We start from the raw sequence: 23,375 nt of genomic DNA on the forward strand, positions 1-23,375 counted from the left end.
GTATGACAGTGGGATTGTTAGATGGCAAAGTTCGATGTAATTGAAGAGCTGGCGGCGCGCTTTGAACAGCCGCTGCCCGATTGCCGTGAGCGCCGCGTGGTGGTGTGGCACGACGCGGAAGGCGAGTTTGCCGCCACGTTTGCCGAGCTTGCCGAGGGCGGCTTTGGAGAAGCGGTAGAGAAATGCTTGCCGCGTCCGGTGCGCTTTGTGGAGGCCTGCGACGGGCATATGTTTGAGGTCAAGCGCCTTATCGCCCGCGAGGACACCACGAGCGACATGCTGGTGTATCGCCAGCAGGGGCGTGGCGGCCTCGAGGGCGATTGGCTGGCCGATGTTGAACTGTACGCCGATCAGTTCTCGGCGGACTATCTGTCGCTGCTGGCCGATCAGCTGGGGGCCTCGAACGCGCGGGATATTCGCAAGGCACTGCAGGCGCACAAGTCGTTCTTTGCCGCTAAGGGTCGCGTCGCCAAGTTTTCTAAGTGCATGCCCGCGCCTGCGTGCGCGGCCGATGTTGAGCTGGGCCTGTTGGCCGCCATGTTTGGCGGCTCCGATCCCAGCGCTGCCACCATGCCGTTTATTGTGCGCGCGTGCCTGACTATGCTGCTGCGCGATGGCCCGGAGGCGCTGTCGGAGCTGGCGCAAAAGTTTGAGGCCGCCGATAGCCTTGCAGCCTTTGTGCGTCAGCGCACGGGCTTTGAGGGTACGCTGTTCGAGCGCGATTCGCTCCAGGATTTTGCCGCCCATGTACTTCTGACGGCCTCAGCCTCGCTGGTGCCGGCGGCTGCGCTGCAAAAGCTTTCCAACCATATTGCGCCTGCCTATGCGCCGTATTGCATTGCCGTTGTCCGCGAATGGGCGGGCGATGCTGCGGCGTCTGATGACCTGCGCGAGATTTGCGAGCTGGTCCAGGACGCGTGCGGCCTGCGCCATGTGTTTGGTGCTCTGCCTACCGACGATCTGCTGCGCCTGGATGTATTCCCGTGCGTTGACGAGGCCATTTTGAGCGACTTGCTCGCCTCGCTGGCGCAGGGTGCCGATCGCGTTGACGAGGCCCGTCGTGTTGCCGCGGCCCGTCGCGACCTGTGCTGGTACGACGATGTCGCCTGCTACTACCAGGTGCTTTTGGCGCTGGCCGACATGGCAGCCTTTAAGCGCGACCATGCGGGTGGATTCCATATTGCCCAGGCGGCCGAGGTATGGGAGACCTATACCACAGATTGGTGGCGCATGGATGCGGCATACCGCGCGCTGCGCCAGGCCAACGAGCGCTGCAAGCTGCGCGGTGTCGACCTGTTGGAGGAGCCCGAGCGCCGCGCGGTCGAATGGGCCGAGAACAACTACGTTAACTGGTATCTGACCGAGAGCAACGCGTGCTGGGCCAATGCCGCCCAGGCGCAGTGGCGCGATGCCGGCTATGTTGAGGGTGTCGCTCGCCAAGACCTGTTCTATTGGGAGACGCTGCCCACGTATACCGGTAGTGCCAAGGCCAAGGTGGTCCTGATTAGCGATGCGCTGCGCTACGAGGTAGCGCAGGACGTGGCTGCCGTTTTGGAGCGCGAGCGTGGCGGCGAGGTGCGCATGGGTAGCGTGCAGGCGATGTTTCCCTCTATTACCGAGATGGGCATGCCGGCGCTGTTGCCGCATCAGGCCATGACGCTCAACATGGAAACGGGCGCCGTGCTGCTCGATGATATGCCGACGGGTTCTACGGTCGAGCGTCAAGCGGTGCTGCAGAAGGCCGCGCCTACGGGTCGTGCCCTGAGTGCCGCGGCGTATCTGGACATGTCTGCCGCCGACCGCAAGGAGCTGCTCAAGTCCAGCGAGATCGTGTACCTGTATCACAACAAGATCGACGCGACGGGGGAGAAGCTCGCCACCGAAAGCGACGTGTTTGATGCATGCGCCGAGAGCGTGGACGAGCTGGTCTCGATCGCCAAGCGCGTGTGCACCGACGCGCCAGGCGCCCGCGTGACGATCACATCCGACCATGGCTTTTTGTACACGGCCAACGAACTGCCGGAATGCCTGTTCCTGGGCAAGAACGACCTGCCCGACGATCCGGTGCTGTTTGGCAAGCGCCATGCGGTGGTCGCTCAGGGCGACACCTTGGCCGATATCGCTAACGGCGCGGACGTTAGCCCGTGTTTAGCCATGAACATGGACCATGTGGTGCCGGGCGGCGGCTACGTTGGCTTGGCTCCGCGCGGGATCGTGCACTACAAGCGACCCGGCGGAACCAAGCGCTACGTGCATGGCGGCGTGAGTCTGCAGGAGCTCGTGGTGCCGGTGGTCGGGTATCGCCGCCTGAGCGCCTCCTCAAAGGAATTCGTTGATACGCAGACTGCGAAGCTGCGCGTGCTGAGTGAGAGCCGCCGCGTTACCAACTCGCTGTTTGGCATTAAGTTGCTGCAGGAGGAGGCCGCTACGGGCAAGGTGCTGCCGTGTGAGTACGAGCTGGTGTTTACCGACGAGACCGGCAACGAGGTGAGCGACGTTGCTCGCGTGCATGCGGACATGACTTCGCCCAACCCGCAGGACCGCGTGGTCGAGGCTCGCTTTACGCTTAAGACGGGTGTGTCGTTTGGGTCCGGCTCGTCCCATTTGCTGGTTTGCCGCGATGCCCAGTCGGGCAAGATCGTTTGGCGCGAGACGTATACCATCGCCGTTTCGTTTGCCCCTGTTGCTGACTTTGGTTTTTAGGAGTGTGCCCTATGATTGATAGCCATGACGACAATCTGTGGGAAGTTCCCTCGATTGATGTTGATGTGCCTGCGGCGGCTGCCACGCCTGCGGAGGAGGTCGTGCCTGCTGCGGAGGCTGAGGCTGCGGCGCCTGCCCCGGAGCCGGTGGAGGCTGTCGCGCCCGTTGAGGACGAGTCCTCGACCGATGGCTATGACCAAGCTGTGGCCGAGGCTCCCGAGGATGAGGGCTACGACATGGACGGGCTGGACGGCAAGCTGCTCGAGCACTTTGCTGGCAAGATCGTGCGCAAGGACCTGACTGCCCTTATGAAGCGCGGCGCCAACGTGCCAACCTTTGTGCTTGAGTACCTGCTGGGCATGTACTGCTCAACCGATGACGAGGAAGCCGTTGCAGAGGGCCTGGATCGCATCCGCAGGATCCTCACCGATAACTACGTGCGCCCCGACGAGTCCGAGCGCATTAAGTCCAAGATTCGCGAACTGGGCCGCTTTACCATCATCGATAAGGTGACGGCCAAGCTCGACGAGTACAAAGATATCTACGTGGCGTCGTTTGCCAACCTGACCATCGAGCCGTTTGTGATGCCGGCCGAGTACGTGCGCGACTATTCCAAGATTCTGCAGGGCGGCATTTGGTGCATTATGAGCATCGAGTATCGTCACCCCTTGGATGAGGAAGACGAGTTTGGCATGGAGGTCTTTGGCGACGATGCGCCACGCCGCTCCAAGGCCAAGCGCAAAAAGCGCGGCCCCGAGGACTCTCCGTTTAGTGTGGCGTCGCTTACGCCCATCCAGATGCCCAACCTGGACCTGGATGCCATGATCGACGAGCGCCAGTACTTTACGCGCGACGAGTGGCTCAACATGCTGCTGCGCTCAGCTGGCTACGAACCCAGTGAGCTTTCCGAGAAAGAGCGTCTGCACTTTATCGAGCGTATGGTGCCGCTCATCGAACGCAACTACAACCTGTGCGAGCTGGGTCCCCGCGGCACCGGCAAGAGCCATATCTACAAAGAGGTCTCGCCCTACGCCATCTTGCTCTCTGGCGGCCAGACCACCACGGCCAACCTGTTCGGCCGCATGAACTCCATGCGCGCCGACCGCGTGGGCTTGGTGGGCCACTGGGATTGCGTGACGTTCGACGAGGTCGCCGGCATGCGCTTTAAGGACACCAACGCCGTGCAGATCATGAAGGACTACATGGCGAGCGGCAGCTATGCGCGCGGCCGCGACCAGATTAACGCCGATGCCTCCATGGTCTTTGAGGGCAACATCAACGACACCGTGCAAAACGTCCTTAAGACCACGCACCTGTTTGATCCGTTTCCGCCGGAGTTTAACAACGATTCGGCCTTCTTCGACCGTATCCACTATTACCTGCCGGGCTGGGAGATTCCCAAGATGCGTTCGAGCTTGCTGACCGGGCATTACGGCCTGATCACCGACTGCCTGTCGGAGTTTTGCAAGGAGATGCGCCGCAAGGACTTTACGCACCATATCGACCGTTACTTCCGCTTTAACAGCGACTTTAACAAACGTGACGAGATCGCCGTGCGCAAGACCTTTAGCGGCCTGGCCAAGCTGCTGTTCCCCGACGAGGCCATGGACAAGGACGACGTGCGCTGGCTGCTGGACTACGCCATCGAGGGTCGTCGCCGCGTAAAGGAGCAGCTCAAGATTATGGCGGGCGTTGAGTTTATCGACGTTAACCTGGGCTATATGGATGCCGACAACCCGCAGGACGTGCACGTGGTGCGCGTGCCCGAGCAGAGCGAGGACACGCTGATTCCCGACGGGCCGCTGCTGTCCGGTCACGTGTTTGGCGTGGGCAGGTCGCAGGGCGGCGAGGTTGCCGTGTACAAGCTGGAGAACAAGGCCGTTGCCGGCGAGTGCAAGTTTAAGCACGAGGGCGTGGCCTTTAACAAGCCGGTGCGCGATACGCTGGAGGCCGCGTTCGACAACTTTGTGAACCTGGCGAACCGCGTGGCGCCGGGCATGCACATTGGCTCCAAGGATTACCTGCTGTTCTACAACGACCTGCAGAGCAAGGGCCTGTCCGAGGAAGTTTCGCTCGCCGAGTTCGTGGGCCTGTGCTCCGCGGCGTGCAACCGCCCGGTGATGCCTGCGCTGGCGATTCCGGGAATCTTGCGCATGTCGGGCTCTATGGACGAGATCCGTGGGCTCGAGGACATTATGCGCGTGGCCAAAAACGCCGGCGCAAAGCGCGTGATTTTGCCGCTGAGTGCCATTGCAGGTTTGCAGAGTGTTTCGTCCGAGATTATCTCGGGCCTGAGCCCGGTGTTCTACATGGATGGCGACCCGGTCGACGCCGCGAAAAAGGCTCTGGATCTGTAGGAGTGCGGGCGAGCGGGGCGTCCGGTGTTCGGGTGCCCCGCGGGCATGTGGGTGCGTAGTGCGTGAGGAGGCCTTGCTATGGCGGGCGAGCGTTCTGTTGGTGAGCTGCTCGACGAGCTGTTTGGCTTTGAGTCGGTAGCCAAGCGTCAGACGGCGCTTGAGCAGTACGATCGCGGGGAGCTGGTGCGCAAGGCGCGCTCTCGCGAGCTGCTGGGCGTCCTTAGGGGCGTCGAGGCTGCCGAGCACGCTGCGCGCGACTCTGCCGTGCGGGCTGTTGATACGTACGTGCGCCGTGTTGAGGGCACTGCGCTTGAACGCGCTCGCAAGCAGGTGGGCATTGTCGGTCCGCTGCAGATGGAGCGCCGCTATGCTGCCTTTTTGCGCATGGATGACAAGGCCGAGCTACTGGCCCGTTTGGAGCAGACGCTCGCGTTTATCGAGGTAAAGCTGCGTGCGAATACGGCGGACAAGGTCCGCGCGGCGTACGATGCCGCGGGGGCTATGGTGCTACGGGACGCGGCGCGCCTGAATGGCGTGCGCGTTGTGGATGCCGTGCCTTTGGATGCCGACCTGCTGTGTACGCAGCTGGAACAGTTGCGCTGTGCCGCCGATGCGACAGACCTTGCGGGTATGATCACAGCGACGTTTAAGTCCGAGCTGAGTGCGACAGGGTCGCAGGGCGCCAGCGGGTCTGCGAGTGATGTTGCTGGCGATGTTGCTGGTGACGTGGCGTTGGAGCGTGAACTTACCAACGTGCGCGGCGCTGCGCAGAGGGCGCGCTTGGCCGCGCAGGCGTATCGGGCCGAGCGCGCCGCCCGCATTGCAGGGAGCACGGTTGAGCCTTCGGGGCTGCCGAAGCCTGCGTGCGTTGCGTGCGAGGCGGCGTGCGATGCCGGTTTGCTTTTCGAGTTGCTCGCTCAGGTTAAGAAGTCGTTTGAGACCTACCGTCGTATTGTTGCCGACGGCGGGTTGTTCTGCGCGTTTGGCTCTGGCTCGCCGCATGGGATTTGCAGGGGCTCGAGCTATTTCGACTACGATTCTCGGCTTGACGAAGACGTGCTGGTGGGCGAGTACGACGGCGCTACCAGGCATGATGTTCGGCGTGAGGTTCCGATTCCCGAGCTGGTGGATGAGGCTTCTGCCGAGGGCGGCGACTCGCTCGAGGTTGCCGTGGCACGCATGCGGGAGTTTAACGGGCGCCGCTACGATGGTGTGCTGGACGAGGACCCCGCGCGTCATGTGAATGCGTTTTGGTATGGACTCAAAAAGCTCAGCCAGTATTGCGAGGCCGCCGTGCGTGTGGACGAACGCGCTTGGGATTGCTTTATCGATAAGGTGCAGTTCGCCTACGATGAGCCCGTGGGGCGTTTGGCTGTGCAGATGGACGACAAGCAGATTGCGGCTTTTGTTGCTGCTGTGGATAAGCTTAGCGCTGCTGAGTAGGGACCTGGCTCGGCAGGAGGTTTCACCATGAAGATAGACGTTGATGTAGACCAGCTGCGCGAGAGTCTGCTCGATCGCGCGGGGAGTGCAGCAGGCGTGGGCTTTCCGGCTGCCATGCTCGACATAGTGGATATCGAGGACGAGTCGCCCCAAGAGCTCCTAGCCCGAGCCGAACGCGAAGGCCTCGACCTCCGTGATTTTGCCGTCGACGATGACTAGGGTAGCTAATTTGAGACGGAGCGTCTGCACCCGCAGCTGCGCGAACATGCACGATAAACCGTCGTAATGGAGTTTAATGACCTCGCGACTGTTCTATTTTGATCGCACGCTGGCTAAGTGAGTAGGCTTTATTGGAAATCCTGAGCACACGACCAATTTGCTTCAACAAACCCGCAGGTCACAGACTTATGCTTTGGTGACGTGGTCGGCGATTCGGCAAAAGTCTACTCACTTAGTTTTGAGAGGCGCTAATTGTTCGCAACGAGACCCCAGCCGGGGCGATTGGTGCTCAAATGTAGTCAATTCGGGATGGCTGTCCCTTGCCGCTACGACGCCAGGGTGGCGATGACGGCTTTGTCGCCGGCGTATATATGGGTGTTGCCGTCGGGGATGATGGTTTGGCCGTCGCGTTTGATCATCACGACGATAAAGGGGTGCTTGCCTTGTGGCACATCGCGCAGGCGCAGTCCTGCCAGGCGACCGTGGGGTGTCACGGTGACCTCGCGCAGTGTAACCTCGGCACGCTCTTCAAACGTTGGCGCTGCCATAACCAGAAGGTCGCCTTCTTCAATTACGGTATCGCCGTTGGGCAGCACCGGGTGCGCACCGTCGCGCAGCACCAGGGCTACGAGCATGTCCGTGGCACTGCCGATGTCCGCGAGCGAGCGACCGGCAAACGGATGGCCCGCGCCCACCTTGAGCTTGACAAACGACATGCCGTCCTCGTCGCGGTAATCGTTAAAGGTGCGGCGCACGTCGCCGGCCGCATCGATCATGTCGAGCTTCTTCGCCACCGCCGGCAGCAGCGAGCCCTGCACCACAATGCTCGCCACGGCAATCACAAACACTAGGTCAAACAGGTCGTGACCGCCGGGAACACCGGCCACCACGGCAAAGAGGCTAAACACGACCGAAGCCGCGCCGCGCAGACCCGCCCAGCTTACAAGTGCGACCTGGCGAGGATTGGTCTTAAAGGGCGCCAGCAGCAGACCGACGGCGATGGGGCGGCTCACAAAGAGCATAAACGCCATGAGTGCCAGGCCCGGTAGCAGCATTTGCGGCAGGCGTGCGGGCGTCGCGAGCAGGCCGAACAAAAAGAAGATGGTCATCTCTGCCATCTCGGTAAGGGTGTCAAAGAAGTGCGCCATCTCGACCTTGCCGGTGATGTCGCTGGCGCCTAGCACAATGCCGGCAAGGTACACGGCTAAAAAGCCGTTGCCGCCTAGGTAGCTCGGCAGCGCGTAGGCGACGATCGCCACGGCGAACAAAAAGATGGTCTGCGCGCCCTCGGCTGTTGCGTGCGCGCGCTCGATCAGGCGGCCCGATGCCCAGCCGATGACAAGGCCCAGCCCCACGCCCAGGATGATCTGCTTGGCGAGCAGCACGGGGATGTTAATGTCGCCGCCGGCCGCAAGGGTTGCAAGCACGGCGGTGAGCATGTAAGCGACGGGGTCGTTGGAGCCCGATTCGACCTCGAGCAGCGAGTCAGTGCCGCCCTTTAGCGAAAGGCTGTGCTCGCGCAGCACGCTAAAGACGCTCGCTGCGTCGGTCGACGCCACGACCGAGCCCAGCAGCAGACCGCCGATCCAGTCGAAGCCTAGCGCGAAGTGTGCAAAGGCGCCCGTGATGCCGGCGGTGACGACGACGCCGAGCGTGCTCAGCAGCACCGCGGGCACGGCGACAGGTTTGGCGCGGTCGATATTGGTGTTAAAGCCGCCGTAGAACATGATGAACAGCAGCGCCGTGCTGCAGACGGTTTCGGTAAGCGCGTAGTCGTTAAAGTCGATGTGAGCCAGGCCGTTGACGCCAAACAGCATGCCCAGCGCGATAAAGATGAGCAGGGTGGGGAAGGGAAGCTTTTTGCCGACGGGTTTGATGGTCAGGCACAAAATGATGACGAGGCCAATAAACAGAAGGATCTGGTTCATGGATAGTGTCCGCTCCTGGGTGGTTGGCGTGGCACGGTCAGTTATCTGCGGTTATTTGTACCCAAAGATGGTGGGTTTATGGGAACGGATTGCGGGCGTGCGCATTTTCGACACGAGGCTACGGCGTGTGCGAAGCTGGTCGGGAATCAGCTGTCGGCGGTGCACCGTGAACTGCGCGCGCGGGCGTGCGGCCGCTAACGACCGTTGGCGACGCGGGGCTCTTCCCAGCTTTATTGCAACGGAGTACAATGGGTAACGTTTAAGTTCAACTTGAAGTTTTAGTTGTGGCTCCGGGCTTCGGCCGTAATGCAGGGAAAGGCGTTCCATGGCGATCTATGTGACATCCGATGCTCACGGGCACGTGCGCGCGCTGGACGAGGCCCTTTCCAAGATCTCGCTAACGTCCGACGACACGCTGTACGTGCTGGGCGACATGATCGATCGCGGTCCCGATCCGGTCGGCGTCATCAACTTGGTGCGATCGCTGCCCAACGCTCGCGTGCTTAAGGGTAACCACGAGCAGATTATGCTCGACGCGATCATTGGCCAGGACCCGCTCGATGCCGAGACCTGGGACATCAACGGCGGTTGGACCACGCGCCAGCAGCTCAACGATATGGAGTTTGAGGCATACGAGGAGCTGGTGCGCTGGGCTGCCGCCCTGCCACTCTATGCGGTGGCAGAGACTGCCGAGCGTCCGTATCTGCTGGTGCACGCCGGCATTCAGGCCGAGGCAGCGCGTGCGTTTTTGCTTGAGCATGGTGTTGATTGCGGTGACGGCAGGGGAGCGGTCGATGCCGATAGCGAGTTGCTGCAGCAAATGCTCGCCGTGCAGTCGTCCGATGACTTGCTCTGGATTCGCCATGGCTATTGGGATGCCCCGACGGGGCTGCTATCTGCCGAGGGCAAGGGTCCGGTCGTGGTGAGCGGCCACACGCCAACGGTGTCGCTCGGGCGTTATTGCGAGGTGGGCGGCCTGGCAGGGCTCGACGAGGAGTCGGGCCGCGGGCAGATGGTGCGCTTGGGCGGTGAGGATACCGCCGGTGTTCCCGACCGTATCGACATCGACTGCGCCGCCGCCACCGGCTCCGAGTTCGGCCGCGTAGGCATTCTGCGCCTGGACGATGGGGCGGAGTTCTATGCAAATATTCTCCCCGGCGAATAATCGGTGCAAAGGGTAGCTAATTTGGGACGGGGCTTTTTTGACTACTTTTGCCCTTCTGCCCATCAAATGATTTTTCTGGGACGGGGATTACATAATCATTTGGCTGCCCGCTGGCTAAGTGAGTAGGCTTTTTTGGAAATGCCGAGCACCCAACATGTTTGCTTCAACAAAACCGCAAGTCACAGGCTTGTGCTTTGTCGGTGTGGTCGGGGATTCGGTAAAAGTCTACTCACTTAGTTTTGCGTGATGCATATTGTCCGCGACGAGACCCCAGCCGGGGTGATTCCATCGCAAATTCCGGTGACCGGGGCAGCCAATTAGGCGCCGTACGGGTTGCGGGCTCGTTCTATGCGCTGGCGAATGTGGGCGTACTCGACAATCAACAGCACCAGCAGTAGGGCCATGATAGCCAGGTAGCTCACGACGGCACCCATCAGCCCCAGTAGGTTGATGAGGACCATCGGTACCACCACGCTCACGGCAAAGCAAATGAGGTAGATCTTGGTGACATCGCCGGCGTAGCGCAGCACTGTGATAATGGCGTAGATAAAGTCGATGGCTGCGGTGATGCCGCCGGCGACGACCATCAGCAGCGCCAATGTGCGGTAGCGCTCAAAGTTGAGGCCGTACATAAAGCTCATAAGGGGAATGCCGGGGCCTGCCATAAACGCGGCGCATGCGCCAGTGAAACCCAAGATCAGCGCCATAACGGCGACAATAATTAAGTCAAAGCGGCGACGCTTGCGCGGGTTAGCCCAAATGCTCGACAAACGCAAGAGCTGCGGTTTATAGATAAAACCAACGCTCAGCAAAATGGCCTGCGCCGGAAAGAATAGGGCATTAAAATACAGCTGATATTTGTAGGCCAGCGTGCCTTCCATTACAAACTTGGGCATGCTCTCGATAAGGTTGAACAAAAAGAGCGCACCAAAGAGCGGGGCGCACTGCGCAAAAAGGCGGCCGACTTCGCGTATGCTCACGCGACGCGATTTTTCGGTTTCGAGCAGGGCGAGCGGGGCGGTGACCAGCACAAGCGAGGCAATGGCGGCGACGCCCATGGCCATGGCCGCGATGGGCATGCTGCGCGTAAGGAACAGCGCCACGCTAAAGACCGCGATGACGCCGGCGGAACGCAGCGTTTGGCTCATGCCGGCCAAATAGAGCTTGTCGGCCTGCTGCAGGCGGCCCTCGTACACGTCGGCGATGCCGTCGATCACCTTATAGAGGTAGACGCCCAGGCCGATCGTCGCCATCTGCGCGTCATAGCCGCGGGCGCTGCTGTACATGAGGCCGCAGCCTAGGGCGAGAGCTCCGCAAAGCCAGCGGTTGAGCTGGTAGGAGGCAAAGGACGTCTTCTCGTCGATGTCCGAGACCTGAAAATTGCGCACGCCGTAGTTGCACGCGATCATGATGAGCGTGCCGGTGACAAAGGCGATGGAGAACTTGCCGGCTTCTTCGGCGCCCACGAGTTGCGTGGACACGATAGTGAGCAGCGGAAACGCCATGCCCCACACGGCGGTGCCCAGGGTATTCCAAAGGTAGTCGCGGCTGGTGGCGTGCTCCTCGTATTCGGCTTCCTGCATGGAGAAACCGCCGCCGTAGACGGCGCCGAGCAGGCGGTTCCACCATGCGTTGACCATACGGCGGACGGGACCGGGCTCGCGCTCGCGCTCGCGCCGACGACGCGTGGCTTGGCCGCTATTTGGCCCGCCGGCGTTGCGCTGACTCAGCTCCTGGATACGCGCGAGCTCCTCGGCGGTGTGCGATGCGGGGAACAGGCCGTTCTCGATGCGGCCGCCCTGCCCGTGTGCCCCGCCCGATACAGCGGGGTTGGCGATGCCGTTGCGGCGGGCGATGGCGCGGCGGATGCTATCGAGGGGCGAGATGCTCAAGGCGGGGTCCTTTCTATTACTGCGTTCTAGTATAGACGCGACGGTGTCACTCATGTTTTTGAACGGATTGTTCAATATTTTCGGGGGGCGGCAGTAAATTGTCGGTGAGCGTGCGGTATCCTGTTAAAGTTATGTGATACCACGATGCCGCCCGCGCGGCACCAAGGAGCTTCTACCTATGGACGTCGCCGCATTCTTGCTGGCTCTTGTGCCGATCATTTGGCTTGTCGTGATGCTGCTGTGCTTTAAATGGCCAGCTTGGAAAGCCGCCATCGGATCGTTTGTCCTTTCGTGCGTGCTTGCCTTCGCATGGTGGCACCTGCCGGCAGCGCAGATCGCGACCGCCTCGCTCGAAGGCTTTTTGATGGCCCTGTGGCCCATCGTTTTGGTAATCATCGCCGCGGTGTTCACGTATAACCTGTGCGTTCGCACGGGCGCCATGGACGTGATCGGCAGCATGATCACCTCCATCAGCAGCGATCGCCGTCTGCTGGCGCTGCTTGTGGCCTGGTGCTTTGGTGGCTTTATGGAGGGCATGGCCGGTTTTGGCACCGCCGTTGCTATTCCCGCCGGCATGCTCGCGGGCCTGGGCTTTGAGGCCGTGCCCGCCGTGCTCATCTGTCTGCTGGCCAACGGCGTGCCCACGCCCTACGGCTCCATTGGCATTCCCACGGTGTCCGTTGCCGGTCTGGTGGGCCTGGACCCGCTACATTTGGCGACCGTTCAGATGGTGCAGTTGGCGCCTTTCTTTGCGATGATGCCGCTGTTTATCGTGCTGGTTGCGGGTCGTGTCGCCGATGACCAGGGTAATGTTGCGGGCGTTGCCGAGCGCCTGAACGGCGTGGCGGGCATCGCCGTGCTCTCCGGCGTGTCCTTTGCCGGTGCGGCTCTTGTCGTTGCTATGTTTGTGGGTCCCGAGCTTGCCGTCGTCGTCGGTTCCATCGTTTCGCTCGCGCTGACAGCTGCGCTTGCCATGCGTGCCGAGAAGTCGGGGCATCTGGACGCACGCTTCCACATGAATATCGAGGCCGGCGAGCAGCTCACCGCTAAGTCGGCGCTTTCGGCTTGGTCGTGCTTCATCCTGATCTTTGTGCTGCTGTTGGGAACGTCTAACCTGGTGCCTGCCGTGCATGCTGCGCTCGCACCGTTTGCGAGCCAGGTGCAGGTGTATTGCGGCGAGAACCCCGGCACGCTCACGTTTTCGTGGATCAACACGCCGGGCGTCTGGATTTTCCTGGCGGCGTTTGTCGGCGGCGCCATTCAGGGTGCTTCGCCGCGCATGATGGGCAAGGTACTGGCCGCGACCGTCAAGCAGATGATGCCGACGGTCATTACCATGCTTTCGGTTCTGGGCTGTGCCAAGGTTATGGGCTATGCGGGCATGATCTCTTCGATCAGCGCGTTTTGCATTGCGGTCGCCGGTGGCCTGTACCCGATTCTGGCTCCGTGGATCGGCGCGGTCGGTGCGTTCGTGACCGGTTCGGGCACGTCTTCTGGCATGCTGTTTGGTCCCATCCAGAGCCAGGCTGCCACCGCGCTGGGCGTGAGCGACTACTGGATGGTCGCGCTGAACGCGCTTGGCGTCGCCGCCGGCAAGATGATCTCGCCGCAGACGCTCGCTATTGGTCTTGCCGCCGTGCACGTGCGCGGCAAGGATGCCGAGCTCCTGGGCGCCGTCCTGCCCTACGCCGCCGGCATGCTGGTCCTCATGAGCGCCATCGCCATGCTCGGCCAAGGCCTGCCGCTATAGTTGGCACTTTGGGAACGTCCCTAAGTGCCGGCATCCGGGGACACTCCTTGAATGTTGCCTGTTCAAGAGTGTCCCCAACGACTCGTCGTTTGAGAACGTCCCCAATGACTACCCAATGACTAGGCCGCTTGCCTGGGATTTTTGACCGTTGGGCGGGCTTGCCGCCCTTGCCGCAAAAAACGTTTTTGCATATCGGGTACAACGAACTTTACGTGAGTAAAGTGCGCGCCGCGCCCGCGTGACGCGCTTTTAAAGGAGGCCCCATGCCTGGTGTTACCCCTGCAGAAGTTCTGTCCAACTTTGGTATTACGCTGGTCGAAGATCCCGCCGAGAATCAGCCGCGTCTGCTGGTCGATCTACCTGCTGCGGAGCTCGTCGAGCACGCCATCCGCCGTGAAGAGGGCCGCATGGCATCCAACGGCGCGCTGGTAATCGAGACGGGGGAACGCACCGGCCGTTCTCCCAACGACCGCTTTATCGTTGACACCCCCGATGTTCACGACAAGATCGCCTGGGGCGCCGTCAACCGCCCGCTTTCGATTGAGAGCTACGAGGCCATCAAGGCCGGCATCGTCGACTATCTCAACGAGCGCGATGTGTTCGTCACCCGCGGCATGGCGGGTGCCGACCGCAACCACACGCGTCGCCTGCTCGTTGCCTGCGAGCGCGCGAGCCAGGCGCTCTTCATTAAGCAGATGCTCGCCCGTCCGCTCGCTCGCGAAATTGCGCGCACCGGCGAGCCGGACTTTTGCGTGCTCGCGGCACCCGGGTACCAGTGCGACCCTGCCATCAAGGGCCTCAACTCCAGCGCCGCCGTGGTCATCAACTTCCAGGAACGCGTGATTCTGGTTGCCGGCACCGGCTACTCCGGCGAGATTAAAAAGTCCATCTTCAGCGTCATGAATTACCTGCTGCCCGTCGAGGACGATGTGCTGCCCATGCATTGCTCGGCCAGCATGGATCCCGTCACGCACGAGACCGCCGTGTTCTTTGGCCTGTCCGGCACCGGCAAGACCACGCTTTCGGCCAATCCCACGCGCCTGCTGATCGGCGACGACGAGCACGGTTGGTCCGACATGGGCATCTTCAACATCGAGGGCGGCTGCTACGCCAAGTGCGAGGGCTTGGACGAGTTTCACGAGCCCGAGATCTTCAATGCCGTTCGCTTTGGCGCGATCTGCGAAAACGTGGTGCTTGACGAGAACCGCAAGCCCAACTACGATGACGTCTCGATCACGCACAACACGCGCGTTGCCTATCCCGTCGAGCATATCCCCAACGCGTGGACCAAGGGCATGGGCACCACCCCGAGCGTCGTGCTGTTTTTGACCTGCGATGCCTTTGGCGTGCTGCCGCCTATCTCGCGCCTGACGGCCGATGCCGCCATGTATCACTTTGTGACAGGCTTCACCGCAAAGATCCCCGGTACCGAGGTCGGCGTCACCGAGCCCACGCCTACGTTCTCCTCGCTGTTCGGAGAGCCGTTTATGCCGCTCGATCCCATGGTCTACGCCAAGATGCTCGGCGAGCGTATCGCCGACGGTCGCACCCGCGTCTATCTGCTCAACACCGGCTGGATTGGCGGCGGTTATGGCGTGGGCCATCGCATCGAGCTTGCCTACACGCGCGCCCTGGTCGCACGCGCCCTCGACGGTACCATCGAGGACAGCGAGTTCTTGCACGACGATATCTTTAATGTCGACATTCCCACCACGTGCCACGGTGTGCCGGACGGCATCCTGGTGCCGCGCCAGTACTGGCAGAGCACAGCGCGCTACGACGAGGCCGCGCACAACCTGGCGGTGATGTTCGAGGAGAACTTCGAGAAGAAGTACTCGCACCTGCCCGAGTCCGTCAAGGCCGCCGGCCCGCACGCTCAGGTGTCCGCCGAGGCCCGTCATCGCGGCCGCGGCCTGCTGGGACTCCGCCACTAGCGTCGCCTCGAGTCCATATCCACCACAAAGAGGCAGGCGCCTTTGTGGTGGTTTTGCTCGTGTGGATGACTCGGGTTACAATGCGCCTGACATATCGTCCCCTTCTCCGGATGGGGACAGCGTAAGCGCTCTTGTGACGGCACCGTAGGACTTTGAAGGTGGCCGCTGTGAGGGCGCTTTTTGTTTAGGCGCTCGCGTTGGCGCGAATTGCGAAGGGAGAGCGTATGAAGGGCTTTGTTGCCGAGGATTCATTTTGGGAGCTATTTCCACAGGCGGCGGTCGGCGTCGTGGTCGTAAAGGGCATGAAGCCCGCGGCTACGATTCCTCAAGAGGACGTGGACGCGATTGCGGCGCTGCTCGATCGCGCCAATATCGATGCGGAGCGCCACCTGACAAGCGATACCATCAGCGAGAACGCGCCGGTCAAGGCTTGGCGCGAGGCCTATCGCCTGTTCAAGACTAAAAAGGGCGCCCGCTGCTCGATCGAGAACTTGCTCAAGCGCGTGCTCAAGGGCAAACCGGTCGGTCATATCACACCGGCGGTGGATATTTACAACACGGTGTCGCTGACCTACGCGCTGCCCGTGGGAGGCGAGGATTTGCACGCGATTGAGGGAGACCTTCGCTTGAAGGTGACCAACGGTGGCGATGCGTTCTTGCCGCTTGGCGAGGAGGCGGATGACCCGACGCTGCCCGGCGAGCTCGCCTACATCGATGATGCGGGCGCCGTGTGCCGCTGCTGGAACTGGCGCGACGGCGTTCGAACGGCCCTGTCCGACGATTCTGCCGATGCGTTCCTGGCGATTGAGTGTGTTGAGCCCGAGCGAATGGGGGACTGTCAGGCCGCGATCGATCGCTTAGCCGAGCTGCTTGAGCGCTATCTGGGAGCGACGGTTGTCGTTAAGACGCTTGTGACCCGCGATAACCCGCGCGTGGAACTCTAGCTCGGGCCAAACCACCACACAAACCACCACAAAGGTGCTATCCCCTTTGTGGTGGTTTTTATGTTGATGGGTTAACAAATAGGGCGTTCGGGGCTTGCGATCGCTGGGTACGGCTAAGATGTTTACCCGTTAGCATCATGTAAGCGAAAGGCGGTCGTCTCCCATGCAGCAGAACGACGAGACACGTTTTGAGGATTTTGTCGGACTGATTAGCGGGCTCTACAAGGAGATCCAGCGCATTAAGGCATCTGAGGGCGCAAGGCTGGGCCTTAAGGGTTCCGATATCATGTGCCTGTACTATCTTGAGCGCAGCAAGGACGGCCTGACTGGTGCCGACCTCGCCCGCATGGCAGGCGTGACCCGCGCTGCCGTCTCGCGCACGCTGGCGCATCTGGAAGAGGGCGGCTACGTCGAGGTCGACGATTCGGGCGATGCCGCCGTTAAGTATCGCGCCCCGGTTCGCCTGACCACGTTGGGCGGCGAGAGCATGAATGAGGCCGATCGCATTATTCGCGAGGTGCTCGACGCCACCGGCAAGGCCATGGGCGTGGAGCAGCGCGAGCAGATGTACGCGTCGCTGCGTACGATTCTCGACACCCTGCGCGAGCTGTAGGGCCGCCTAGGCATTTGCTTCCCATTAACAACTGCATCGTCCCGTTTGAGCGCGTATACCGTGCCGGGGCATTGCTGTCAAAATTCCCTGCGCGGGACCTGTGCAAGAAAGGATTCGCTATGTCCGTCCGCATTATTACCGATTCCGCAAGCGATATGTCGCCGGCGGAGCACCCGGCACTGGCTGTTCTGCCGCTGTCCGTTACCTTTGGCACCGATGTTTACATGGATGGCGTCGACATCGATCACCAGCGCTTTTACGAGATGCTCGTGGAGCGCGATGAGCTGCCCAAGACCGGTCAGGTCAACCCGTACGCGTTTTCGCAGGCTATCGCCGAGGTTCGTGAAGCCGGCGATGAGGCCGTGATTATTACCGTGGGCGCTAAGCTTTCCGGCACCAATCAGAGTGCGCGCACCGCTCTTGCCGAGGCCCCGGGCGGCGATGTGTTCGTGGTAGACAGCAACAACGTCACCCTGGGCGAGCGCGTGCTGGTCGAGTATGCCCTGCGCTTGGTGGACGAGGGCCGTAGCGCGGCCCAGATCGCGGCGGCGGTCGAGGCCGTGCGCGACCGCGTGGTGGTTATCGGCCTGCTCGAGACGCTGGAGTACCTGGTGCGCGGTGGTCGCCTGTCTGCTGCGGCCGGCGCCGTGGGTACGCTGCTCAACGTAAAGCCCGTGGTGGCTGCCGAGGATGGTCTGATCGTGCAGCTGGGCAAGGCGCGCGGTTCCAAGAACGGTCGCAACCTGCTGAACCAAAAGGTCGAAAAGGCGGGCGGCGTCGACTTTTCCATGCCGCTGGCGCTCGGCTATACGGGCCTTTCGGATGCGGTGCTCAAGAAGTATATCGAGGACAGCGCCGCGCTGTGGGCTGGCCACACCGAGGGCGAGCTGCCCGTTCACACCATCGGCGCCACCATCGGCACCCATGTAGGCCCCGGTGCCGTAGCCGTAGCCTTCTTCCAGCCTGCCAACTAACCGACCTGCCAAAAAGGGACAGGTTTATTTTGGCAGGTTTTATCTGGGCAAACGCTACCTGCCATGCCATGTGATCCCTCGGCGATGACGGGGTTGCGGACCATCGGCCGCACGGAGGCCGCAAATGATCCGCAACCCTGCCGTCCCCGAGGGATCATTTGATTTATGCTGTTGCGGGCGGAAAGGAGCATCGATGGCGTCTGAGGGCTTTTTTGAGCGGGTGTACGAGGTAGTCGAGCAGATCCCTGAGGGGATGGTTGCCACGTACGGCCAGGTGGCGCTGCTCGCCGGCCGTCCACGAAGTGCGCGGTACGTGGGCTATGCGCTGCACAGCAATCCGCGCCCCGGCGAGATTCCCTGCCATCGTGTGGTGTTTGCCGATGGCAGCATTTGCGAGGGCTTTGCGTTTGGCGGCCCCGATGCTCAGCGCGAACTTCTGCTGGGGGAGGGCGTGACGTTTGTCGACCCCATGCACGTCGACTTGGCCGCCTGTCGTTGGCCAGCAGGGCTCTAGCGGCTCTGCCGTGGCCAAAACCACCACAAAGCTGGCTGTCCTCTTTGTGGTGGAACGCTGGCTCCATTGATGTTTCCCCAGATAAAACCTGCCAAAATAAACCTGTCCCTATTTGGCAGGTTTACCGTGTCTAACTTATGGAGAAGGTGTGGCGGCGCGGTTTGATACGGCAAAGTAAACTAGGGTGAACTATATTGTATGCAGCAACGGAGCAGGCCGTAGGCGATGAAAAAGCCTGCCCTGTTGAGTTTGATTCGCATTCCTCCCCTCTGTGCGATTCAACGGTGTACTTCGGGAACGGGCCCGCCGGCTGCCATGGTCGGCGGGCGCTTTCCTGTAAGCATGGGGCAAACCCATCAGGTCTGTTATCCCATAATGAGGTACTGACGTTTGGTTTTAGGGGGGGGCACTAACTTTGATTGTTAGTCCCGCTTACAGCAACCGATCTTGGTAAATCCCTGCGGCGCTTCTTCGCCTGCGGGGATTCTTGGGCTGTCGCTTCCCAGATATGCTTCTACATGCCGCGCGAACGCTTGCCACGACCACTCGTCTTTATCGGCCTCAAGCCGATCGGGAGAAATCGCGTTGAACAGGCACGTTGGAATCTCGTGCTCGTGCAGATTCTTAGCGATACACGGTGTGCAGCCCTTCTCGTGGTTGACAGGGTTAAATGGGCATTTCCGGTCGTTGCAGGTACAAAACGCAACTGAGCTCATGGGACTCCTTCCGGTCGGTCGGGTCTGCCGTAAAAGCTGCCGCATGTTAAACAATAGGGTGTCATTGCTTAACAGGATATAGCCTCAAGGTGCTTGCGACTTAGGGGTTCTGCCAAGCGGCTGAATATCTCGGCGACCGACCTCTGAAGAAAACAAAACCGCCGCAACGAGGATTGTGCCAATCGCGGCGGTTTAGTTTGAGTGTTGTTTATTGCTCTCGACTAGTACACCATGCCCATGGCGTCCTGAACCTCGGCCAGGGTCTGCTCGGCAATCTCGTTGGCGCGACGGTTGCCCTCGTGCAGGACGTCCTTCACATAGTCCAGGTCGTTCTCGTAGCGCTGGCGACGCTCGCGGATAGGTGCGAAGTACCCGTTGACGGCCTCGGTCACGTACTTCTTGAGCTGGCCGGAGCCACCCATGCCAATCTCCTCGGCAATCTCGACCTCGGAACGGCCGGTGCAGATGGCGGCGGTCGAAAGCAGGCCGGACACGCCGGGGCGGTTCTCGGGATCAAACGTAATCATGCGTTCGGAGTCGGTCTGGCTCTTCTTGATGCGCTTGGCCGTCTCCTCGGCGGTCATCGAGATATTGATGGCGTTGCCGTAGCTCTTGCTCATCTTGCGGCCGTCCAGGCCGGGCAGCAGCGGGGTCTCGGACAGCAGCGCGTCGACCTCGGGGAACACCTTGCCGTAGCGGTTGTTAAAGCGGCGGGCGATGGTACGGGTGAGCTCGATGTGCGGCAGCTGGTCGCGACCGACGGGCACAACGTTACCCTTGCAGAACAGGATGTCGCAGGCCTGGTGTACCGGATAGGTGAGCAGAAGGCCGGTGAGCTCGTGGCCCGAGGCCTCCATCTCGGCCTTGACGGTGGGGTTGCGCGCCAGCTCGGCCTCGGAGACCAGCGACAGGAACGGCAGCATGAGCTGGTTGGCGGCGGGCACGGCGGAGTGCGTGTAGATCATGGTCTTGTCAGGGTCGATACCGCAGGCAAGGTAGTCCATGACCATGTTATACACGTTGTCCTGGATGTGCTCGGTGGTGTCGCGGTCGGTGATGACCTGGTAGTCGGCAATGAGCACGTTGGTCTTGGCGCCCATATTCTGCAACTCCACGCGGCCCTTGAGGGTGCCAAAGTAGTGGCCTAGGTGCAGACGGCCGGTGGGGCGGTCGCCGGAAAGCATGGTGAACTTCTCGGGCGTCTTGGCCAGGCCCTCGCGAATGGCGTTGCTCTTTTGCAGCGCGACTTCGTAGCTGTTCTCGTTTGGCATGATTGCTCCTAACGTATGTTCATGGGTCAAGATGATAACGCGTTTATTGAGAGGGGCGGGCGAAAGTGGGCAAGGGGGTGGTAAGGCGAGACATGCGTGGCGGTCGAGGCGCGGTCACGAGCGGCCGACGGTAAGCAGAGCGACCTTCTGCAGCAAACCTTAATGCCTGTGGTGGCGCTCTCCCTTACGCTCCTCGGCCGCTTGCTCCTCCTGCTTAAAGGCGGGGTCGTCGGGGGTTATCAGCTCGTCTTCGTGCGTGCGCTTGTTGTAATGGTGGCGTAGCACGGGCTCAAACAGGTGCAGGTGCTTGGCGAAGGCTGCCGAGCCAATGCCAAGGACGGTAAAGATGAGCACGCGCATGGGGACTTCGACCTGGTTGATGGCGGCCGCACCGGCCGAAAGCAGGACACACCAGGCATAGATAAGCAGCACAGCCTGCTTCTGGTTATAGCCCTCTTGAATGAGGCGGTGGTGGATGTGGCCTTTGTCGGCCTGCCCAATGCTAATGTGGGCGCGCTTGCGGCGCACGATGGCGCTAAACGTGTCGATGATGGGCACACCGGCAACGATGAGCGGAATGATAAGCGAGGTGAGCGCGGCGGTGCGGCTCACATTAAGCAGCGAAATGGAGCCCAGCGCAAAGCCCAGCAGCAGCGACCCTGAGTCGCCCAGAAAGATGCTCGCGGGGTTGAAGTTGTAGCGCAAGAAGGCCAGGCAGGCGCCAAACAACGCGATGGAGAGCGCGGCGGCATCGATGCGGCCCGAGAGAACGGCCATCGAGAACATCGTGAACGATGCGATGCCGCAAATGCCTGTGGCCAGGCCATCGAGGCCGTCGATGAGGTTGATGATATTGGTGAACGCCACCAGGTAGACCACGGTGATGGGATAGGCGAGCCAGCCGAGCATGATCTCGCCGGGGGCAACCGGGTTGACGATGACGCCGATTTTTAGGCCACCCACGCAGGCGATGAGTGCGGCGAGGACCTGGCCGGCGAGCTTTTGCTTGGGCTTAAGCTGGAAGACGTCGTCGATCGCGCCGGTCGCAAAAATGACGGTAAAAGAAAGCGCCAGCATGGGGTAGCTAATGTGCAGGCGCGGATGCGGGACCAAGACGGGCGGCCAGCCCAGATGCCAGGTGCCCATAATCTGAACGATGCAGGCAACGACCAGGCCCAAAAAGACCGCCATACCTCCCAAGCGCGGGATGGGCTTGGTGTTGATACGGCGTTTTGAAGGATAGTCAACGGCGTCGAGCTTGATTGCCAGACGTTTAACCAGGGGCACCGTGAGGAAGGTCGTGATATATGCCGCGGCTGCCACGCAAAGGAACGGTATGTAGCTTGTGGATGAAGCCATGTATCAAAAACCGCCAAGCGTCGAAGGAAAAGGTCAAAGGATGCCATGCCGCAAAGGGTATAGCTGACCCATGATACTCGACCAAAGGGGGTGCGGGGAATCGCGCCAATCGATAATCACGCGCTTACCAGATATTGGGATGGTGGCGGGGGTTCTGCCGAGTGTCGTTGGGTGTCATACGGGATCTGCGATGGCAATTTTTGGCAAAATCGGCAAAAGAAAACCACCCCCCACGTTACGAAAATGAACCCACCTAAAACAGGTGGGTGCCCTCATCGACCGTTCCAGCGTCCTTAACAACGAAGGATACCTGTACTACGTACGACTGTGTGGGCTCCCTAAATAAACGCGACGGTTCACCCAGTTGCTCCGCGGGGGGCGGAATACCTATATCATAAAGCGGCACTTTATCGATTCCAGTCTTGACATTACAAAAATCGTGTCGGACGATTACGGCGCCTTGGGCTCGAGCCGTCTGCGCGGTTGGTCCTTTTGCGTTTGAGCTGCTGAATCGTTGTTTTGGAGCATGTTTTTATGCCGACGTCGTTGACCGAACTTTTTTCGCCTGCCTGCCATTTGTGTCCGCGCCGTTGCGGTGCGGCGCGCGATGAGGGTGCGCGCGGCGTATGCGGTGCTAACGACACGCTCAAGGTGGCCCGTGCGGCGCTTCATATGTGGGAGGAGCCGCCTATTTCGGGCGAGGCCGGTTCGGGCACGATCTTCTTTAGCGGCTGCTCGCTCAAATGCGTCTATTGCCAGAACCACGAGATCTCGACGGGCAATTTTGGGCTTGAGATTATGCCCGAGCGCCTGGTCGAGATTATGTTGGAGCTGCAGGACCAGGGCGCGAACAATATTAACTTGGTGACGGCGACGCACTACGCGCACCTGCTGCCGGCTGCGATTGCCGCGGCACGGGCGCGCGGGCTGGTTGTTCCAATCGTCTACAACACAAGCGGTTATGAGCGCGCGAGTGCCGTGGCGGCGCTCGGCGATCTGGTCGATGTGTGGCTAACCGACTTTAAATATGCCGATGCGGGGCTTGCGCAGTCGCTCTCTCATATTCAGGACTACCCGCGTGTGGCCGTGTCGGGTTTGGCGCAAATGGCGCGCGAGATTGAGCGCCGTGGGGGAGAGCTGGTGGACGAGGACGGGCTCATGAAGCGCGGCATGATCGTGCGCCACCTGGTGTTGCCGGGGCATGCGGACGATTCGTGTCGCGTGCTGGACCTGGTGTGGCAGACGGTGGGTGATGTGCCGATCTCGGTCATGAACCAGTACACGCCCAATGCGCTCATGCGCGAGCAGGGCGGCGACTTGGCGCGAGCCGTGACGCGCGAGGAGTACGAGCGGGTGCTCGACCATGCCGACGACCTGGGGTTTACGACGATGTTCTGGCAAGAGGGCGGCGCGGTAGACGAGAGCTTTACCCCAGCCTTCGACACCACCGGCGTCCTCACCAGCGCAAAGTAGCTCTTTTGAGCAGTCTTTTTGGGACGGGGCTATTTTAGCTGCCCCTGCCGTTAATCGTCCAAATCGTTTTCGCTATCTGCCTGGGTAGCTAAAAAAGCCCCGTCCCAAAAAGACTGCTCC

At 61.0% G+C, this 23,375-nt stretch carries 17 protein-coding genes; 12 read left to right on the forward strand and 5 right to left on the reverse strand.

Annotated features, from left to right (window positions below):
- Positions 1–21: 21 nt before the first annotated feature.
- The 4 genes from pglZ (at position 22) to ACTNBY_RS01140 (ending at position 6,722) form a co-directional block, all read left to right on the forward strand.
- Positions 22–2,703 (forward strand): BREX-1 system phosphatase PglZ type A, encoded by a 2,682-nt coding sequence (pglZ, locus tag ACTNBY_RS01125; protein WP_441063051.1) that lies wholly within the window; start codon positions 22–24, stop codon positions 2,701–2,703.
- A gap of 11 nt (positions 2,704–2,714) precedes the next feature.
- On the forward strand, positions 2,715–5,060 hold the full coding sequence (gene brxL, locus ACTNBY_RS01130) for a protease Lon-related BREX system protein BrxL (protein ID WP_441063052.1): 2,346 nt from the start codon (positions 2,715–2,717) through the stop codon (positions 5,058–5,060).
- Between the two features lie 78 nt (positions 5,061–5,138).
- Entirely contained in the window at positions 5,139–6,503 is a 1,365-nt protein-coding gene (locus ACTNBY_RS01135; protein ID WP_441063053.1) for a hypothetical protein, read from the forward strand.
- Between the two features lie 27 nt (positions 6,504–6,530).
- Complete coding sequence (locus ACTNBY_RS01140; RefSeq protein ID WP_441063054.1) at positions 6,531–6,722, forward strand: hypothetical protein; 192 nt, start codon at positions 6,531–6,533, stop codon at positions 6,720–6,722.
- Positions 6,723–7,048: 326 nt separating this feature from the next.
- On the opposite strand, the gene ACTNBY_RS01145 is transcribed toward ACTNBY_RS01140, so the two are convergent.
- Positions 7,049–8,650, reverse strand: coding sequence for a potassium/proton antiporter (locus ACTNBY_RS01145; RefSeq protein WP_441063055.1), 1,602 nt, complete (start codon positions 8,648–8,650; stop codon positions 7,049–7,051).
- A gap of 325 nt (positions 8,651–8,975) precedes the next feature.
- On the opposite strand from ACTNBY_RS01145, the gene ACTNBY_RS01150 reads away from it, so the two are divergent.
- Positions 8,976–9,815, forward strand: coding sequence for a metallophosphoesterase (locus tag ACTNBY_RS01150; RefSeq protein WP_441063056.1), 840 nt, complete (start codon positions 8,976–8,978; stop codon positions 9,813–9,815).
- A 317-nt stretch (positions 9,816–10,132) separates the two neighbouring features.
- On the opposite strand, the gene ACTNBY_RS01155 is transcribed toward ACTNBY_RS01150, so the two are convergent.
- On the reverse strand, positions 10,133–11,707 hold the full coding sequence (locus tag ACTNBY_RS01155; RefSeq protein ID WP_441063057.1) for a lipopolysaccharide biosynthesis protein: 1,575 nt from the start codon (positions 11,705–11,707) through the stop codon (positions 10,133–10,135).
- Between the two features lie 178 nt (positions 11,708–11,885).
- Here ACTNBY_RS01155 and ACTNBY_RS01160 point away from each other — a divergent pair, with 178 nt between their 5' ends.
- The 6 genes from ACTNBY_RS01160 to ACTNBY_RS01185 all read left to right on the forward strand — a co-directional run bounded on the left by ACTNBY_RS01160 (position 11,886) and on the right by ACTNBY_RS01185 (position 18,436).
- Positions 11,886–13,457, forward strand: coding sequence for an L-lactate permease (locus ACTNBY_RS01160; protein ID WP_154515661.1), 1,572 nt, complete (start codon positions 11,886–11,888; stop codon positions 13,455–13,457).
- A gap of 263 nt (positions 13,458–13,720) precedes the next feature.
- Positions 13,721–15,391: a phosphoenolpyruvate carboxykinase (ATP) gene (gene pckA, locus ACTNBY_RS01165; protein ID WP_427719537.1), complete on the forward strand. Its 1,671-nt coding sequence runs from the start codon at positions 13,721–13,723 to the stop codon at positions 15,389–15,391.
- 224 nt (positions 15,392–15,615) lie between these two features.
- On the forward strand, positions 15,616–16,335 hold the full coding sequence (locus ACTNBY_RS01170) for a B3/B4 domain-containing protein (protein WP_441063058.1): 720 nt from the start codon (positions 15,616–15,618) through the stop codon (positions 16,333–16,335).
- A gap of 163 nt (positions 16,336–16,498) precedes the next feature.
- Complete coding sequence (locus ACTNBY_RS01175; RefSeq protein WP_154515655.1) at positions 16,499–16,948, forward strand: MarR family winged helix-turn-helix transcriptional regulator; 450 nt, start codon at positions 16,499–16,501, stop codon at positions 16,946–16,948.
- Between the two features lie 119 nt (positions 16,949–17,067).
- Positions 17,068–17,922 carry a DegV family protein gene (locus ACTNBY_RS01180; protein WP_441063059.1) on the forward strand — a complete coding sequence of 285 codons (855 nt, stop codon included), beginning with the start codon at positions 17,068–17,070 and terminating at the stop codon, positions 17,920–17,922.
- Between the two features lie 193 nt (positions 17,923–18,115).
- Complete coding sequence (locus ACTNBY_RS01185; RefSeq protein WP_441014804.1) at positions 18,116–18,436, forward strand: MGMT family protein; 321 nt, start codon at positions 18,116–18,118, stop codon at positions 18,434–18,436.
- Between the two features lie 422 nt (positions 18,437–18,858).
- Here ACTNBY_RS01185 and ACTNBY_RS01190 read toward each other — a convergent pair whose 3' ends face one another.
- From ACTNBY_RS01190 to ACTNBY_RS01200, 3 genes are all read right to left on the reverse strand, one after another.
- Complete coding sequence (locus ACTNBY_RS01190; protein ID WP_195838532.1) at positions 18,859–19,152, reverse strand: DUF6485 family protein; 294 nt, start codon at positions 19,150–19,152, stop codon at positions 18,859–18,861.
- 221 nt (positions 19,153–19,373) lie between these two features.
- Positions 19,374–20,423, reverse strand: coding sequence for a tryptophan--tRNA ligase (trpS, locus tag ACTNBY_RS01195; protein ID WP_441056267.1), 1,050 nt, complete (start codon positions 20,421–20,423; stop codon positions 19,374–19,376).
- A gap of 159 nt (positions 20,424–20,582) precedes the next feature.
- Positions 20,583–21,782, reverse strand: coding sequence for an MraY family glycosyltransferase (locus ACTNBY_RS01200; RefSeq protein ID WP_441063060.1), 1,200 nt, complete (start codon positions 21,780–21,782; stop codon positions 20,583–20,585).
- A gap of 534 nt (positions 21,783–22,316) precedes the next feature.
- On the opposite strand from ACTNBY_RS01200, the gene ACTNBY_RS01205 reads away from it, so the two are divergent.
- Entirely contained in the window at positions 22,317–23,255 is a 939-nt protein-coding gene (locus ACTNBY_RS01205) for a radical SAM protein (RefSeq protein ID WP_441063061.1), read from the forward strand.
- Positions 23,256–23,375: the final 120 nt, after the last annotated feature.

Origin of the sequence: Collinsella sp. HCP28S3_E12 (assembly GCF_052065595.1) — a bacterium.
Lineage (GTDB): Bacteria > Actinomycetota > Coriobacteriia > Coriobacteriales > Coriobacteriaceae > Collinsella.

Bases quoted from the DNA above. Each gene is read 5' to 3' on its own strand.
- brxL (WP_441063052.1), top strand. From the start codon at position 2,715: ATGATTGATAGCCATGACGACAATCTGTGGGAAGTTCCCTCGATTGAT.
- ACTNBY_RS01170 (WP_441063058.1), top strand. From the start codon at position 15,616: ATGAAGGGCTTTGTTGCCGAGGATTCATTTTGGGAGCTATTTCCACAG.
- ACTNBY_RS01175 (WP_154515655.1), top strand. From the start codon at position 16,499: ATGCAGCAGAACGACGAGACACGTTTTGAGGATTTTGTCGGACTGATT.
- ACTNBY_RS01135 (WP_441063053.1), top strand. From the start codon at position 5,139: ATGGCGGGCGAGCGTTCTGTTGGTGAGCTGCTCGACGAGCTGTTTGGC.
- trpS (WP_441056267.1), bottom strand. From the start codon at position 20,423: ATGCCAAACGAGAACAGCTACGAAGTCGCGCTGCAAAAGAGCAACGCC.
- ACTNBY_RS01185 (WP_441014804.1), top strand. From the start codon at position 18,116: ATGGCGTCTGAGGGCTTTTTTGAGCGGGTGTACGAGGTAGTCGAGCAG.
- ACTNBY_RS01180 (WP_441063059.1), top strand. From the start codon at position 17,068: ATGTCCGTCCGCATTATTACCGATTCCGCAAGCGATATGTCGCCGGCG.
- ACTNBY_RS01145 (WP_441063055.1), bottom strand. From the start codon at position 8,650: ATGAACCAGATCCTTCTGTTTATTGGCCTCGTCATCATTTTGTGCCTG.
- ACTNBY_RS01205 (WP_441063061.1), top strand. From the start codon at position 22,317: ATGCCGACGTCGTTGACCGAACTTTTTTCGCCTGCCTGCCATTTGTGT.
- pckA (WP_427719537.1), top strand. From the start codon at position 13,721: ATGCCTGGTGTTACCCCTGCAGAAGTTCTGTCCAACTTTGGTATTACG.
- ACTNBY_RS01160 (WP_154515661.1), top strand. From the start codon at position 11,886: ATGGACGTCGCCGCATTCTTGCTGGCTCTTGTGCCGATCATTTGGCTT.
- ACTNBY_RS01140 (WP_441063054.1), top strand. From the start codon at position 6,531: ATGAAGATAGACGTTGATGTAGACCAGCTGCGCGAGAGTCTGCTCGAT.
- ACTNBY_RS01190 (WP_195838532.1), bottom strand. From the start codon at position 19,152: ATGAGCTCAGTTGCGTTTTGTACCTGCAACGACCGGAAATGCCCATTT.
- ACTNBY_RS01150 (WP_441063056.1), top strand. From the start codon at position 8,976: ATGGCGATCTATGTGACATCCGATGCTCACGGGCACGTGCGCGCGCTG.
- pglZ (WP_441063051.1), top strand. From the start codon at position 22: ATGGCAAAGTTCGATGTAATTGAAGAGCTGGCGGCGCGCTTTGAACAG.
- ACTNBY_RS01200 (WP_441063060.1), bottom strand. From the start codon at position 21,782: ATGGCTTCATCCACAAGCTACATACCGTTCCTTTGCGTGGCAGCCGCG.